Below are 15,518 nucleotides of genomic sequence, written 5' to 3'. Positions count from 1 at the left end.
GGGGCGTTCAGCGCCGGGGGATTCCCACCGCGTCACACATGGCGTTTATGACGCCGGGTTCATCGGTGAAGGCATCCGCAGTGAACAGCTTGACCTGTTCTACGGCCTGGTACAGCAGCATCTCGATGCCCGGGGCCACTGTTCCGCCGAGTCCGGACCAGGCCGAGGCAAGGCGGCTCGGCCAGGGGTCATAGGCCGCGTCCAGGAGGACGGCGCCCGGGCGTACCGCGGCGATTTCCTCCGCCAGGCCGTCGGCGCCGTGCGGGGGCAGCGTGCAGATCACGACGTCGGCTGCCGAGCAGGCCGCTGCTGCCTCCTCCCAGGGGCGCGGGCGCACCGTGACCCCGGTTGCCAGGCCGGCTTCGCGGACTCCTGCCCTGCCGGCTGCCGCTTCCGGGAAGCGCCGTGCGCAGACGTCGACGCCGGCCGCGTCCAGCTGTGCCAGGGCGGCAACGGCTGCACACGCGGTTCCACCGGCACCGAGCACGACGGCGCGCGGCCGGCGCCCGGTTCCGGCGTGCCGCAGGGCTCCGACTATGCCGGCCACATCGGTGTTGTGCCCGATCAGCCGCGGGCCGGAGTCCGTGCGGGCGAAGCTCACGGTGTTCAGCACTCCGAGTGCCTGTACCAGCGGCCGGACCTCGTCCACCTGCGTCACCATCACGGCCTTCAGCGGCATGGTCACGGACAGGCCGGTCCAACCCGCCTGCCCGCGAAGGGAGGCCACAAACTCTGCGGCTTCCGCTTCGCGGACATCGATGGCCTCATAGCTGCACTCGAACCCCAGATGGGCGTAGGCCGCCCGGTGCAGAAGGGGTGACTTGGAATGGCCGATCGGGTGTCCCAGGACGGCTGCCCGCCGTGGATCCACCTACTGGCACCGTCCTTCTTTTTGAGTGCCGCACCAGTTCTGGTATTCCTCCACATATTTGAGGTGCTCCGCGTACGTGGTGGAGAACTTGGTTTCGCCGGTGTCCAGGTTGACGGTGACCCAGTAGAAGTACGGGACGTCGTCCGGATTGGCTGCCGCGTCAATGGCCTCACGGCTCGGGGAGCCGATCGGACCGACGGGCAGGCCGGGGTTGGCGTACGTGTTGTACGGGTTGGACTTGTCGTCCTTTTCCTCTTGGGTGAGTTCGTAGCTCTTGCGTCCCAGACCGTAGGTGACCGTAGCATCGGACTGGATCAGCCCGCTGGTTTCCTTGTTGTCCGGACCCAGGCGGTTCTCAATGGAACCGGCAACCGAACCGTAGTCGGCTTCCCCGGCTTCGGCCTGGATGATGCTGGCCTTGGTCAGGACCCGGTACTGCTCGGCGGGGTCGGTAATGCCGGCCGCTTCGAGCTCGGCGAAGGTGTTCTCCACCATCTCGGTGATGATCTCGGTGGCGGTCTTCTCCACGTCGAACCGGTATTCGCCCGGGTGCAGGTAGCCCTCGAGACTCACTGCTTCCTCGGGCAGACCGAACTGCTGCGGATCGGCGGCCAGGGCCTGGAACTCCGAGAGCGGAATCCGAGTGGAGGTGTTGAGGACTTCAAAGACCTCGTTCTGGCGCAGGTCACGGGCCACGGCGGCGTAATGCACCTGGCTGCCCCCGTCTCCCAGCAGGGCGTCCACGGCTGCCGAAGAGGACATCCGATACTTCATTTCATACGTGCCCGGCTGGATCTCCCGGCCGTCGGACTGCGCGGAGAAGGTGTCGATGAACTTCTTAGAGGAGGCCACGATGTCTTCGGACTCGAGCTTGCCGCCGATCAGCAGCGGACCGTCACCCTCTGCGACGGTAAAGGCCACGGTACCGTTGCCGGCGCCGTCGTAGTCCTGGATCTCGTTCATGCCCAAAAGGTCCCGCAGGAACATGATGAGGCCGAAAACAACCCCGGCAAACACGGCCAGCACAGTGATCATCACGATGGTGCGGCGCCGGCGGCGGCGCTGCTTTTCATGGCTCGGCCGCTGGCTCCTGCGGCTGGGCAGCTCCAAGGACTCCTCAAAGAACTGGCCCACGGGCAGGTCCCCGCCGGACTGCCCGGGCTGGCGCTCCGGCTCCGCCATCGGGGGGTACTCGGGATATCTGTGGCTCACGGCGTGATACCGCCTTCGCGCTCGATGTCCTGCGAAATGTCGAACTCCTCGGTCGGGGCCGGCACTCCGCCGCCTGGGCGGCGCGGCCGGCTAGGTGTAACCAGCTCCCCTACGTCCCGGTTCAGGGACCGCTGTGTGTCAATAGACTGCTGCAAAATGGCCACAGCGGCCGCTTGATCCACTACTGTACGGTGATTCCGGCTGTTCATTCCAGCTTCATGCAGCGATCGGTGCGCGGACACAGTAGTCAGCCGCTCGTCCACGAGCCGCACCTGCTGGTCCTGCCCGGCATCGGCCAGGGCCCGGGCCAGCGTCTGCGCGTACTCGCGCGCCATCCGGGTGGACGCGGTTTCACCGCCGCTCAGGCTCCGCGGGAGGCCGACGAACACCTCAACGGCCTCCCGCTCTGCAGCTTCGCGGACCACCACGCGGATGTCGCTGTTTTTCTTAGCGTCCCGCTTCAGCGTCTTCACCGGCATGGCCAGGACGCCGTCGGGGTCGCTGGCTGCGAGGCCGACCCTTACGAGGCCGACGTCGACACCCAGCTTTACCCCGCGGAGAGTTGCCAAGTTAGGCCCGTCCGGCCACGGCTTGGCGGATGGCCGTGAGCGCATCCGCAATCTTGCCGGCGTCCGAGCCGCCGCCCTGGGCAACGTCGTCCTTGCCGCCTCCGCCGCCGCCGAGCACACCGGCGGCAACCTTGACCAGTGCCCCGGCCTTGACGCCTGCACTGCGGGCGCCTTCATTGGTGGCAACAATCACTACCGGACGGTTGTTGGAGACACCGGCCACGGCCACAGCTGCGGCGTCGCTGCCCAAGCGGGAGCGCAGGTCGAGTGCCAGGGTACGCAGATCGTCCGCTCCCCCGACCTCGCCGGCGTTGTGGGCGAGCAGCCGCACGCCGTCGACGTCCACTGCGGTGCCCACGAGGGCGGCAGCCGAGGCCGCCAGCTGCTCGCGGCGCAGCCGGTCCAGTTCCTTCTCGGTGGACTTCAGCTTTGCCAGCGTGGCGGCAAGGCGGTCCGGCAGCTGCGCCGACGGGACCTTGAGCATCTCGGAGAGTTCGTTCACCAGTGCCCGTTCGGCAGCGAGGTGGCGGAAGGCATCCATGCCCACGAAGGCTTCGACTCGGCGGTTGCCGGACCCTACGGACTGCTCGCCCAACAGCGTCAGGCTGCCGATGCGGGAGGTTGAGGCCACGTGCGTTCCGCCGCAGAGTTCACGGGACCAGTCGCCGTTCATTTCCACCACGCGCACGGTGTCGCCGTAGGCTTCGCCGAACAGTGCGGTGGCGCCCAGGGCCTTCGCCTCGGACAGGGACATGATCTTGGTTTCGACCTGGTAGTTGCTGCGGATTGCCAGATTGGAGACCTCTTCGATTTCCGACTTGGCGGCGTCGGACAGGCCTTCACCCCAGGAGAAGTCGAAGCGGAGGTAGCCGGCCTTGTTGAAGGAACCGCGCTGGAGGGCTTCCGGGCCGAGGATCTGGTGCAGGGCGGCGTGCACAATGTGCGTGCCGGAGTGCGCCTGCTCGGCTTCGTGGCGGCGCTGGGCGTCGACGGCGGCCAGCACATTGGCGCCGGCAGCGATCTCGCCTTCGCGGACAATGGCCTTGTGCACGCTCAGCCCCTTGACCGGGCGCTGGACGTCCTGCACCTCGAGGACAAAGCCGTCACCGGTGATGAGGCCGGTGTCGGCGGCCTGGCCGCCGGCTTCGGCGTAGAACGGCGTGGAGTCTAGGACCAGGGAAATCTCCGAGCCCTGTCCGGCGTATTCCACCCGGGAATCTCCGGAAATGATGCCGCGGACCTTGGATTCGGACTTCAGCTCGTCGTAGCCGGTGAACACCGTCTGCCCTGCGGCCAGCAGTTCGTTGAAGACGGACATGTCGGCGTGTCCGTGCTTCTTCCCGCGGGCATCTGCCTGGGCGCGCTTGCGCTGCTCGGACATGAGGGACCGGAAGCCGGCCTCGTCCACCTTCAGGCCCGCTTCCTCGGCCATTTCCAGCGTGAGGTCGATGGGGAACCCGTAGGTGTCATGCAGGGCGAAGGCTTCTTCGCCGCTCAGCGGGGAGCCGGCGGCCTTGGAGACCTTGACGGCTTCTTCCAGGCGCTCGGTGCCGGAGGCGATGGTCCGCAGGAACGCTTTTTCCTCGGCGTAGGCAATCCGGCTGATCCGGGCGAAGTCGGCCTCGACCTCAGGGTAGGTGCCCTTCATGGCGTCCCGGGAAACCGGCAGCAGTTCGGGCAGCACGGCCGTTTCCACGCCGAGCAGGCGCATGGCGCGGACGGCACGGCGGATCAGGCGGCGCAGCACGTAGCCGCGGCCTTCGTTGGAGGGGCTCACGCCGTCGGAAATCAGCATCAGCGCGGAGCGGATGTGGTCGCCCACCACGCGCATCCGGACGTCATCGGTGTGGTGCGGATCGGAGGGGTCCTCGGCGCTGGTGTAGGTCTTGCCGGAAAGCTCGGCGGCCTTGTCCAGCACGGGACGGACCTGGTCCGTCTCGTACATGTTCTCCACGCCCTGCAGGATCATGGCGAGGCGTTCCAGGCCGAGGCCGGTGTCGATGTTCTTCTGCGGCAGTTCGCCGGCAACGTCGAAGTCCGTCTTGGAGCGGACGGCGGAGAGCTGGTACTGCATAAAGACCAGGTTCCAGATTTCGATGTAACGCGTCTCGTCGACGGCCGGGCCGCCTTCCTGGCCGTAGGCCGCGCCGCGGTCGTAGTAGATCTCGGAGCAGGGACCGCCGGGGCCGGCCTGTCCGGTGTTCCAGTAGTTGTCCGCCTTGCCGGTTCCCACAATGCGTTCGTTCGGGATGCCGATCTTGTCCCGCCAAATGGCACGGGCTTCGTCGTCGCGCTCGTCGCCGTCTTCGTAGACGGTGACCCAGAGCCGCTGCGGGTCCAGCCCGTAGCCGCCCTTCTCCACGTCGGAGGTCAGCAGGTCCCAGGCATAGGTGATCGCTTCTTCCTTGAAGTAGTCACCGAAGGAGAAGTTACCGGCCATCTGGAAGAAGGTGCCGTGGCGTGCGGTCTTGCCCACTTCTTCGATGTCCGCGGTGCGGATGCACTTCTGCACGCTGGTTGCCCGGCTGTACGGGGCCTTTTCCCGGGCGGTGAGGTAGGGGATGAACGGCACCATGCCGGCCACGGTGAACAGCAGCGAGGGATCGTTGGAGACGAGCGACGCCGAGGGCACCACCGTATGCCCCTTCTCGCTGAAGTAGTCCAGCCAGCGGCGTGCAATCTCGTGGGACTTCATGGTGCTTCTCTACCCTTCCGGTAATGATGGTTCAGCATGCAGGTGGAACTGCGTGCGTTGTGCTGTGCTGCCAGTGATGAAGAAGTACCGGCGCTCAGCGGCGCATGGACCTCAGTGTCTCAGTGACGTTCTCGGGAGTGTCCAGTCCAAGTGCGGCGCGCAGCTCGCCCTCGCGCTGGCCCATGCCTTCGCGCAGGGCTTCGGCAAAGCCCTGCACCACGCCCGCGGCGGAATCCACCGCACGGTTGATTCCAGCCTGGCTCAGGCTGGCCTTGGCTTCGGAAACCCTGCGGACGGCAATGACGCCGATGGCGACGCCGATGGACATCCAAAATACGCGCTTGATCATGGCTGGCTCCTGTAGTTGGTTAAGTGTGCTGGCGTACTTAGCGGCTGCGCCGGCCGTGGCCGGCCGTCCTGCGGGAAGCAAGGGCCGAGCGGACGCCGTAGCTGAACGCCGAGACCTTGATCAGCGGGGAACCCACGGTGGCGGCCACCAGGGAAGACAGAGCGGACAGGTTCGCCGTCGCGTCCGAGACGTTCGAGGAGATGCCGTCCACCTTCTGCAGCTGCTGGTTGGTGGTGGACACCGTGGTGGTGACCTCGTCGATCAGCGGTGTGGTTTCCTCGCTGAGGGTCCGGATGGCGGAGCGCATCTCGTCAAAGACCTTCCCCAGTTTCCAGACGGGAACGGCCAGCAATGCGACCAACACGGCAAACACACCGGCCGCGATCAGACCGGCTATATCTCCACCCGACATGGGACTCCTTTTACGCAAAATTTGTGGTTCGCAGCACCGTGACCGGCTCTGCCCTGGAGTCCCTGCCTGGATACGGCGAAAGACCCCGGTATGTACCTTACCTACTGCAGCCCCGCGGCACTTACTTTTGCCGCGTGCGCCACTTGGGGCGGCATCTACCCCGGACAACGGAACAGCCCGCGGCACAAGGCCGCGGGCTGTTCAGTAAACGGAAAATTTTCTCCGTTATTAGCGTGCGTAGTATTCCACGACGAGCTGCTCTTCGCAGGTCACGGGAACTTCCGAGCGCTTCGGGCGACGCACGAGGCGTGCCTGCAGCTTGTCCAGGGAAACATCGAGGTAACCCGGAACGGCGGGCAGGACGTCGCGGTGGGCGCCGGCTGCGGCAACCTGGAACGGCGTCATGGTCTCGCTGCGCTGGTGCACGTGGATGAGCTGGCCTTCGGAAACGCGGAAGGACGGGCGGTCCACGCGGGCGCCGTCAACCAGGATGTGGCGGTGCACAACCAGCTGGCGGGCCTGGGCGATCGTGCGGGCGAAGCCGGCACGCAGCACGAGGGCGTCGAGACGCATTTCGAGCAGTTCGATCAGGTTTTCACCGGTCAGACCGGCGGTACGGCGGGCTTCTTCGAAGACACGGGTCATCTGTGCTTCGCGGATGCCGTACTGGGCGCGCAGACGCTGCTTTTCGCGCAGACGTACGGCGTAGTCGCTGTCCTGCTTGCGACGGGCGCGGCCGTGCTCACCCGGGGGGTAAGGCCGACGCTCGAAGTACTTTGCTGCCTTGGGGGTCAAAGCAATGCCGAGGGCGCGCGATGCGCGTGCCTGCCGGCGTGCACGTGTGTTGTTAGCCACGTTCACCTTTCACTGTTTGGCGGTTTGGCCACGGCGGTGAAGCGTGCCGTGACTGCTGCGAAATATGCTGGCCTCCATGAGGGAGAGCTCCGGCCAACCGCTGCCGTCTGCTACAGCCGTGGGTGTCGAAATCGACACCCGGCTTGCCAGTCAACCATCAATGCTAACACGGGATGCGGGGCCGGCAGGTCAGGACTTCTCCCCGCGGATGATCCCCCGCAGCCGCTCCAGCCGCGCGGTGATGTCGCGTTCCACTCCGTTGCCGGTGGGTTCGTAGTAGTTCTTTCCGACCAGGTCATCCGGGGCGTACTGCTGGCGCGCAACCCCGTGCGGCGAATCATGCGAATAGACGTATCCCTTGCCGTGCCCCAGCTGCTTCGCACCCGGGTAGTGGGCATCACGCAGATGGGAGGGAACGCCCTGTCCGCGCCCGGCCCGGACATCGGCGATGGCCGCGTTGATGCCGTTGTAGGCAGCGTTGGACTTCGGGGCCGTGGCAATATGCACCACCGCCTCCGCGAGGATGATCCGCCCTTCCGGCATGCCGATCAGCTGCACGGCCTGGGCCGCCGCGACGGCGGTCTGCAGCGCCGTCGGATCCGCCATGCCCACATCCTCCGACGCCGAGATGATCAGCCGCCGGGAAATAAACCGGGGGTCCTCCCCCGATTCCAGCATGCGGGCCAGGTAGTGCAGTGCGGCGTCGACGTCGGATCCACGGAGGGACTTGATGAACGCGCTGGTGATGTCATAGTGCTGGTCACCGGCGCGGTCGTAGCGCAGCGCCGCGACGTCCAGGGCCTCTTCGGCGTGCTTCAGGGTGACTTCCGGGATGTCGTCGCCGTCGGCTTTCTCGGAGTAGGCGACGCCGGCGGCAGCCTCGAGTGCGGTCAGGCCGCGGCGGGCGTCGCCTGCCGCCAGCCGGACCAGGTGTTCCAGCGCCTCGGCGCTAAGCGTGACCCGCCCGGCGAGTCCCCGTTCATCCTCGACCGCGCGCTGGAGCAGGGCGGCAATATCCTCCTCGGTCAGCGGCTTCAGGGTGAGCAGCAGCGACCGGGACAGCAGCGGGGAAACCACGGAGAAGGACGGGTTTTCCGTGGTGGCGGCCATCAGGACCACCCACCGGTTTTCCACGCCGGGCAGCAGGGCGTCCTGCTGGGCCTTGTTGAAGCGGTGGATCTCGTCCAGGAAGAGGATGGTGGTGACGCCGTGCAGGTCCCGGTCCGTCAGTGCCTGTTCCATGACCCGGCGGACATCCTTGACGCCGGCCGTGATGGCGGAGAGCTCCACGAACTTTCGTCCTGCGCCGCGGGCGACAACGTGCGCGAGCGTGGTCTTGCCGGTGCCCGGCGGTCCCCACAGCATGACCGAGGAGGGACCGGCGGGGTTGCGTTCATCGGCGGAGGAAGCCAGCGTGCGCAGCGGCGAACCCGGGCCGAGCAGGTGCTGCTGGCCCACCACCTCGTCCACCGTGCGCGGGCGCATCCGGACAGCCAGCGGGCTGCGCGGCCGTATCCGCGTGCCCTGGGCCGCCCCGGCGTCGTCGAACTCTGCGTCGTCGTCTCCGTCAACGCTGAACAAATCATTCCCCGGCAAACCATTCACGCTTCAAGGCTACTCGTGCCGTAACCTGAGCTGGTCCATCCCACTTTCGTTGAAAGCAGGCCTCACCGTGCCCGGCTCCCGCACCACCTATGTTCCTGCAGAGCGGCTGGTCGGGTGGCTGGAACGGTTCGAGGCAAGTCAGGGTCCCCTGGAGTTCCTGCCCGAAAACGACGGGATCCGGGTCCGTGCAGCCTCCGGCGCCGAGGCCCGGCTACTCGGCCCTTGGCCTGCCGACGGGCGGCCTGGACGGGGAACCAACGACGTCGAACGCCTCGCTTCGCTGGCCGGGCAGGCCCGGACCCTGGGGCTGGTGCTGGTGCGCCGCGGCGGATATGCCGTAGGGGTGGCCCGGGAAGGGAAGCTGCTGGCCTCGAAAACCGGTTCGTCCAACAGCCGCCGGGCCAACGCAGCCGAAGCCCTGGCGGGCACCGTCGCGGAACAGGCAGCGGCCGTCTTCGGCAGCGCCGCTCCGGAGTACCTGGTCTTCGGCGGCGACCGGATGCTGGCCGAGCAGGTGGCCGGCCGGCGGGAATTTGCGCGCTGGGCAGGACTCCCCCGGCTGCGTCCGCTGGACGTTCCCGATCCCAAAGCCGCGGTGCTGGAGCAGGCGGCCCGGGACGCGGCGTCCGTGGTCATCCGGATTACGCTGCCCTAGCTCCGGGATTCAGGCCGGCGGCGTGCCCGCGATGCGCCCGACCACAGCGGCGGCGGGCTCCGGCACTGCCGCACGGTAACCGGTCCCCGCCCAGAGACTGGTGCCGTGCGGATCCCCGGCGGCCGCGGCCTGCGCCCGGAGCGCTTTCGTGATCTGGTTGACCAGCGGATACGCGGCAGGCGCGTCAGAGTGTTCTGCCATAAACCGGTTGGCGAGTCCCCGGGCTGTGCGGCCGGAGAAGGCACGGGTCAGTGCCGTCTGCGTAAACTGCGGGTCCTGCAGGGCCGCCCGGTGCACGCCGCTGGTTCCGGCTTCCGGGCTCAGCAGCAGCGCGGTGCCGATCTGCACGGCATCGGCCCCTGCCTCGAGGAGGGCCCGCGCCTCGGCGGAGGTGCAGATCCCTCCGGCAACAATGAGTTCGACGCCGGTTCCACCACCGCTGCCGACGCCCCGGACGGCGCGTACCAAGTCCTCCAGCGGCTGCGCGGGCGGTTCCGCCGCGGCGTCGAAGGTTGAGCGGTGGCCGCCTGCGTCCGGACCCTGCAGACACAGGATCCCGGCACCCGCCGCTGCGGCCAGGGCGGCTTCTTCTGCGGTGGTCACGGTTACAGCGACGGCGGTGCCCGCATCCCGGAGCGCATCGATGACGTCTTTGCCGGGCAGGCCGAAGGTAAAGGACACCACCGGCACCTGCAGGCGGCGGACCAGCTCGAGCTTCGCGTCCCAGTCGTCGTCGTCCGCCGGGTCCGGCAGCGGCAGCAGCTCCGGCGGATAGTCCCGAGCCAGCTGCTCACGGTAGGCCAGGGCGGCAGCGACCCGGCGGGACGTACCGGAACCGCCGGTATTCGCGGCGTCCGGCACAAAGAGGTTGATGCCGAACGGCTTGCCGGTCAGCTCGCTGGTCCGCGCAATTTCGGCGGCCACCGCCCCGGCGCTTTTGTAGCCGGCGGCCAGGAAACCCAGCCCGCCGGCGTTACTGACCGCCGCGGCCAGCGACGGAGTGGACGGCCCGCCGGCCATCGGGGCACCGACGACGGTGTGCGGCAGGGATTTCAGCGTGAACACGGCGGGCGGTTAGAGCTTTACGGTGCCGTCAATGCAGGTGGTGGTTTCCCCGCCGACCCAGATTCTGCGGTCGCGGGTAAAGATCCGCACCAGTCCGGACCGTTCCAGCACGGTGCCCTGGGTGACGGTGTAGCGTTCCGGTGCCAGCCCGGCTCCGATCAGCCACTGCGCCAGCCCGGCGTTGAGGCTGCCGGTAACCGGATCCTCCGGCACACCGTGGCCGGGCGCGAAGGCGCGGACTTCGAAGTCCGTTTCCTCGCCGTCGTCCTTCGGTCCGATGACTCCGACAGCCAGGGATCCCATGGCGGCCGGATCCGGGGTCAGGGACAGGACGGTTTCGGCATCCTTCAGGAGCAGGCCGAGCCAGCCGGGGCCGTTGTCGATCCAGTTTGAGGCGGAGACCTGGTCCCGGGTGATGCCCAGGGCGTCCAGTGCCTGTTTCAATACGGCTTCCTCCAGCTCGCCCGAGCGGATCAGCGGCGGGGCGCCGAACGCGGCCATACCGGCCGAGGCGTGCAGGGTCACCAGCCCCACTCCGCATTCCTGAATGACGACGCCGGGATAGTGCGGAATGTTGCCGGCCTCCAGCCAGGCGTGGCAGGTGCCCAGCGTGGGGTGCCCGGCGAAGGGGATCTCTCCCCCGGGCGTGAAAATCCGGACCTTGTAGTCGGCGCCGTCCTGCGTCGGAGGCAGGACGAAGGTGGTCTCCGACAGGTTGGTCCACCGGGCAAAGGAGGCCATGGCGGCGTCGGACACGCCGTCCGCGTCGAGCACCACCGCCACGGGGTTGCCCAGATAGGGTTTGGTGCCGAAGACGTCCACCTGCTTGAACCAGCGATCTCTCATGCCCAAACACTATCGGGTGCCGGTGCCGGACTGTCCAGCGGAAGCGGGCATGTCCGGGCAGGGGTTAAAGCACGGTACCCGGCCGCGTGCTGCGACCGGGTACCGTCTGCGCCGGGAAGTTACGCTTCCTTCGCGGGTGCTTCCTTGTCCTTCTTGGCCTCCGACTTGAAGTCCACGCCGGCTTCCTTGCGCTGCTGCGGCGTGATCGGCGCCGGAGCCTGCGTCAGCGGGTCGAAGCCGCCGCCGGACTTCGGGAAGGCGATGACGTCGCGGATGGAATCGGTGCCGGCCAGCAGGGCCACCACGCGGTCCCAGCCGAAGGCGATGCCGCCGTGGGGCGGTGCACCGTACTTGAAGCCTTCGAGCAGGAACCCGAACTTCTCCTGGGCGTCTTCCTGTGAAAGGCCCATGACCTTGAAGACCCGTTCCTGCACGTCGCGCTGGTGGATACGGATGGAGCCGCCGCCGATTTCATTGCCGTTGCAGACAATGTCGTAGGCGTAGGCCACGGCCGACTCGGGATCCGTGTCGAAGGTATCCATGAATTCGGGCTTGGGCGAAGTGAACGCGTGGTGCACGGCGGTCCAGGCGCCGCCGCCCACTGCTACGTCACCGGCTGCAACGGCAGCGGAGGCCGGCTCGAACATGGGGGCGTCGACAACCCAGACGAAGGCCCAGTCCTTGGGATCGATCAGGCCGGTGCGGTGGCCGATCTCCACGCGGGCGGCACCGAGCAGGGCTCGTGCCTCGCTCTTTTCACCGGCTCCGAAGAAGATGCAGTCGCCGGGCTTGGCGCCGACCTTTTCGGCGAGGTTCTCCCGCTCGAAGTCCGTCAGGTTCTTGGCGACCGGGCCGGTCAGCGTTCCGTCCTCCTGGATGAGCACGTAGGCCAGGCCCTTTGCGCCTCGCTGCTTGGCCCATTCCTGCCAGGCATCCAGGGTCCGGCGTGCCTGGGAGGCGCCGCCGGGCATCACCACGGCACCCACGTACGGGGCCTGGAAAACGCGGAAGGTGGTGTCCTTGAAGAACTCGGTGAGCTCGGTCAGTTCCAGGCCGAAACGCAGGTCCGGCTTGTCGGAACCGTAGCGGGCCATGGCATCCGCGTAGGTCATGCGCGGAATGGGGGTGGTGATCTCGACGCCGATGAGCTTCCACAGCGACTTCACGATCTGCTCGCCCAGGGCGATGATGTCGTCTTCCTCGACGAAGCTGGCCTCGATGTCCAGCTGCGTGAACTCCGGCTGGCGGTCCGCGCGGAAGTCCTCGTCGCGGTAGCAGCGGGCAATCTGGTAGTACTTCTCGAAGCCGCCCACCTGCAGCAGCTGCTTGAACAGCTGCGGGGACTGCGGCAGCGCGTACCAGGAACCCGGTGCCAGGCGTGCGGGAACCACGAAGTCGCGGGCACCCTCGGGAGTGGAGCGCGTCAGCGTGGGGGTTTCAATTTCCACGAAACCTTCGCCGTGCAGCAGCTCGCGGGCCACACGGTTGGCTTCGGACCGCAGGCGCATGGCTGCTGCCGGTGCCGGGCGGCGCAGGTCCAGGTAGCGGTGGCGCAGGCGGGCTTCCTCGCCGACCTCCACGTGCTCGTCAATCTGGAACGGCAGCGGATCGGAGGTGTTCAGGATCACGACGTCGTCAGCGATCACCTCGACTTCGCCAGTGGCGAGGGCCGGGTTTTCGTTGCCCTCGGGCCGCTTCTGCACGGTGCCGGTGATCTGCAGGACGTACTCGTTGCGCAGGCCGTGGAAGACATCCTCTTCACGCACCACCACCTGCGCCACGCCCGAAGCGTCGCGGAGGTCGAGGAAGGCAACGCCGCCGTGGTCGCGCCGTCGGGCGACCCAGCCTGCGAGAGTAACGGTCTGTCCAATATGCTCGGCCCTCAGGGAACCAAGGGCATGAGTGCGCAGCACAGCTGTCCTTTCGAGAAACTTGCGGAAACCACTGTTTCCGCCCATTGTAAATACACGGTCTTCTTGAGAGTTTACCGGTGAACGGACCCCCACCCCGCCAAGCACCTACCGATTGGACACCCCTGTTGTCCGGCACTACCCAGCCGCGAGTTCCCCTGGGCGGCTTTGACGCCACCACTGCCGGCCTAGGCTCCATTGTCGGCGCGGGTGCGTTTGTTGCCTTCTCGCCGGCTGCCGCCGCCGCAGGTCCTGCACTGGGCGCCGCGCTGGGACTAGCCGCATTTGTGGCCTTCCTCTGCGGGCTCTCCACCTTCCAGCTCAGCAGGGCCGTCTCGCGGCGCCTCCCCGACGACCAGGGCGGGGATGCCACGGCGCGGACCGCCGCGCGGATCCTGCTGGGACCGTACAGCGGGTTCCTTTCCGGCTGGACCCTGGTGTGGGGACTGCTGCTGTCCTCCGCCGTGCTGGCCCTCGCGTTCGGCGCCTACGCCGTCCCAGAACACCCCAGGGTCGGTGCCGCGGGCGCCGTCGTTGTGATGGCCACAGTGAATCTGCTGGGATTCAGCCGGAGCTCCTGGGTGACCCGCTTCATTGTTGCCTTCGTTTTCAGCGTCCTGGCCTTCACCGTGGTGGTGCTCTTCAACGAGGCACCCAACCAGCCGGTGCGCGTGGGCGCGGAGATCGAGGCATCCACGTCCGGGGTGCTGCAGGCGGCCGGACTGCTGTTCTTCCTCTTCTCCGGGTACACGCGGCTGGCCACCATGGGCTCCGGTGTGCGCAATCCCTCCCGCAACCTCCCCATCGCCATCCCTGCGGCCCTGGCCGTGGCCTTCGTGCTTTATTGGTTCATGGGCTCCTCCATGCTGGCCTACTACGGGGCGGCGGCGCTGTCCGCGGAAACCGCTCCGCTGCTGGACCCGATGCAAAGCGTGGGCGCCGGGGTGGGTACGGGTGCCGTTGTCATTGCGGTTACTGCCGCTGCGCTGGGCGGACTGTGGTCGCTGCTGGAATCGGCAAGCCGGACCGCGTCCGCCATGGCCTCCGACCGGGACCTGCCGTCAGTCTTCAGCGCTACTCGGAACACCCGGACCGGTTCCGTCCCCTGGGCCGCCCACGCCGCGGCCGCCGTCGTCGTCCTGCTGCTGGTGCTGTCCGGCGATATTGACGGACTGCTGGGCATGGCGTCCTTCACGCTGCTGTTCTACGCGGCCATCACCACCGTGTGCGCGTTCTCACTGAAGGACCGCACCCGCTACGCGCCGCGCATCCTGAACCTTGCCGGCGCGGCCGGTGCCCTGCTGCTGGCCCTCGCTCTGCCGCCGCTGTCCATCAGCCTGGCCCTGATCATCCTGGTGGCCGGACTGGTAGTCCGTCTGAGCTTCCGCCGCCCGCGTTCCGCCAAGACGCCGCCGGCGCTTTAGGCCGCTTCGGGTCCGGCCGCCGCCCACGCACGGACTTCGTCCAGCAGTTCGGCGCGGCGTCCCGCGGACGCAAACGAAGCTTCGATGGAATCCTCCGCGAGCCGGGCGAGCTGCGCCCGGCTCAGGCCGAAGACTTCCTGCACGGTCCGGAAGTTGTCATCCACGTAGCCGCCGAAATACGCCGGATCGTCGGAGTTCACTGAAATGTTCAGCCCGTGATCGAGCATCTGCGGCAGCGGATGCTGCGCCAGGCTCTCCACGGCCTGCAGGCGCACGTTGGAAAGCGGGCAGATGGTCAGCGGAATTCTCTCGCGGACCAGCCGCTCGACCAGCGCCGGGTCATCCAGGCAGGTGATGCCGTGGTCGATCCGGTCGACGAGGAGCAGGTCCAGGGCCTCCACGATGTAGGTGGGCGGCCCCTCCTCGCCGGCATGGGCAACGGTCCTCAGTCCGGCCTCCCGCGCCCTCCGGTACAGCTCGACGAACCACGACGGCGGATTCCCCACTTCCGCCGAATCCAGGCCGATCGCAATGATCGGCGCACCCATGGCCAGCAGCTCGTCCAGGACCCCCAGGGCTTCCGTCGCAGGGCGGTCACGCAGGAACGCGGCGATCAGCCCGGTGGAGATGCCGAATTCCTCCTCGCTGCGCTCCAGCACCGCGCACACACCGCGGACGGAGGTCTCGAGCGGAATCCCGCGGATGAGGTGCGCCTGCGGGTCCATCATCATCTCCACATGCCGCACCCCGGCGGTGGCTGCCCGCCGCAGATAGGCGCGGGTCATGTCGGCGAAGTCCGCCTCCGTGCGCAGGACGTCCATGTTGGAGTAGTACAGGTCCAGGAAGGACTGCAGGTCCGTGAAGCGGTAACGGGCGCGGAGGTCCTCGAGATCGGCGTAGGGCAGGTCAATGCCGTTGCGCGCAGCCAGTTCGAAGATCAGCTCGGGTTCCAGCGTCCCTTCTATGTGCAGGTGGATTTCGGCACAGGGCGGGGTGGAAAGCAGTTCGGCAACCATGGAACCAAGCCTAGGACGCCTCCGCCCGCAACAG

The 15,518-nt window shown here is 67.4% G+C and carries 14 protein-coding genes; 2 read left to right on the top strand and 12 right to left on the bottom strand.

The features are described from left to right. Positions 1 to 7: 7 nt before the first annotated feature. The 8 genes from NNX37_RS08155 to NNX37_RS08120 all read right to left on the bottom strand — a co-directional run bounded on the left by NNX37_RS08155 (position 8) and on the right by NNX37_RS08120 (position 8,448). A complete protein-coding gene (locus NNX37_RS08155) occupies positions 8 to 871 on the bottom strand; it encodes a shikimate dehydrogenase family protein (protein WP_255791893.1) in 864 nt (287 codons plus the stop codon). Next, a complete protein-coding gene (mltG, locus tag NNX37_RS08150) occupies positions 872 to 2,083 on the bottom strand; it encodes an endolytic transglycosylase MltG (protein WP_255791892.1) in 1,212 nt (403 codons plus the stop codon). It lies immediately after the preceding gene. Next, positions 2,080 to 2,697, bottom strand: coding sequence for a Holliday junction resolvase RuvX (gene ruvX, locus NNX37_RS08145; protein ID WP_407079936.1), 618 nt, complete (start codon positions 2,695 to 2,697; stop codon positions 2,080 to 2,082). The genes mltG and ruvX overlap by 4 nt, the downstream gene beginning before the upstream one ends. Further along, on the bottom strand, positions 2,654 to 5,347 hold the full coding sequence (gene alaS, locus NNX37_RS08140; protein ID WP_255791890.1) for an alanine--tRNA ligase: 2,694 nt from the start codon (positions 5,345 to 5,347) through the stop codon (positions 2,654 to 2,656). The genes ruvX and alaS overlap by 44 nt, the downstream gene beginning before the upstream one ends. 94 nt (positions 5,348 to 5,441) lie before the next feature. Then, positions 5,442 to 5,696 carry a hypothetical protein gene (locus tag NNX37_RS08135; protein WP_255791889.1) on the bottom strand — a complete coding sequence of 85 codons (255 nt, stop codon included), beginning with the start codon at positions 5,694 to 5,696 and terminating at the stop codon, positions 5,442 to 5,444. Between the two features lie 37 nt (positions 5,697 to 5,733). Continuing rightward, positions 5,734 to 6,108 carry a DUF948 domain-containing protein gene (locus tag NNX37_RS08130; RefSeq protein WP_255791888.1) on the bottom strand — a complete coding sequence of 125 codons (375 nt, stop codon included), beginning with the start codon at positions 6,106 to 6,108 and terminating at the stop codon, positions 5,734 to 5,736. A 228-nt stretch (positions 6,109 to 6,336) separates the two neighbouring features. Further along, a complete protein-coding gene (gene rpsD / locus NNX37_RS08125; RefSeq protein ID WP_146361840.1) occupies positions 6,337 to 6,963 on the bottom strand; it encodes a 30S ribosomal protein S4 in 627 nt (208 codons plus the stop codon). Positions 6,964 to 7,152: 189 nt separating this feature from the next. Then, positions 7,153 to 8,448 (bottom strand): replication-associated recombination protein A, encoded by a 1,296-nt coding sequence (locus NNX37_RS08120; protein ID WP_407079947.1) that lies wholly within the window; start codon positions 8,446 to 8,448, stop codon positions 7,153 to 7,155. A gap of 187 nt (positions 8,449 to 8,635) precedes the next feature. Here NNX37_RS08120 and NNX37_RS08115 point away from each other — a divergent pair, with 187 nt between their 5' ends. Then, entirely contained in the window at positions 8,636 to 9,223 is a 588-nt protein-coding gene (locus NNX37_RS08115; RefSeq protein WP_255791886.1) for an acVLRF1 family peptidyl-tRNA hydrolase, read from the top strand. Positions 9,224 to 9,232: 9 nt separating this feature from the next. Here the strand turns inward: NNX37_RS08115 and NNX37_RS08110 are convergent, their stop codons facing one another. The 3 genes from NNX37_RS08110 to aspS form a co-directional block, all read right to left on the bottom strand. Then, positions 9,233 to 10,288 (bottom strand): nitronate monooxygenase, encoded by a 1,056-nt coding sequence (locus NNX37_RS08110; RefSeq protein ID WP_255791885.1) that lies wholly within the window; start codon positions 10,286 to 10,288, stop codon positions 9,233 to 9,235. A gap of 9 nt (positions 10,289 to 10,297) precedes the next feature. After that, positions 10,298 to 11,134: a PhzF family phenazine biosynthesis protein gene (locus NNX37_RS08105; RefSeq protein WP_255791884.1), complete on the bottom strand. Its 837-nt coding sequence runs from the start codon at positions 11,132 to 11,134 to the stop codon at positions 10,298 to 10,300. Between the two features lie 119 nt (positions 11,135 to 11,253). Beyond that, positions 11,254 to 13,047: an aspartate--tRNA ligase gene (gene aspS, locus NNX37_RS08100; RefSeq protein ID WP_255791883.1), complete on the bottom strand. Its 1,794-nt coding sequence runs from the start codon at positions 13,045 to 13,047 to the stop codon at positions 11,254 to 11,256. A gap of 125 nt (positions 13,048 to 13,172) precedes the next feature. On the opposite strand from aspS, the gene NNX37_RS08095 reads away from it, so the two are divergent. Next, the gene (locus NNX37_RS08095; RefSeq protein WP_255791882.1) at positions 13,173 to 14,468 is read left to right on the top strand and encodes an APC family permease; all 1,296 of its coding nucleotides are present in this window, start codon (positions 13,173 to 13,175) and stop codon (positions 14,466 to 14,468) included. Here the strand turns inward: NNX37_RS08095 and NNX37_RS08090 are convergent. After that, positions 14,465 to 15,484, bottom strand: coding sequence for an adenosine deaminase (locus NNX37_RS08090; protein ID WP_255791880.1), 1,020 nt, complete (start codon positions 15,482 to 15,484; stop codon positions 14,465 to 14,467). The two genes, NNX37_RS08095 and NNX37_RS08090, sit on opposite strands and share 4 nt — an antisense overlap. Between the last annotated feature and the right edge of the window lie 34 nt (positions 15,485 to 15,518).

This window comes from Arthrobacter zhaoxinii, assembly GCF_024385505.1.
In the GTDB taxonomy this organism is placed as follows: Bacteria; Actinomycetota; Actinomycetes; order Actinomycetales; family Micrococcaceae; genus Arthrobacter_B; species Arthrobacter_B zhaoxinii.
This window is presented reverse-complemented; position numbering and strand designations above follow the sequence as displayed.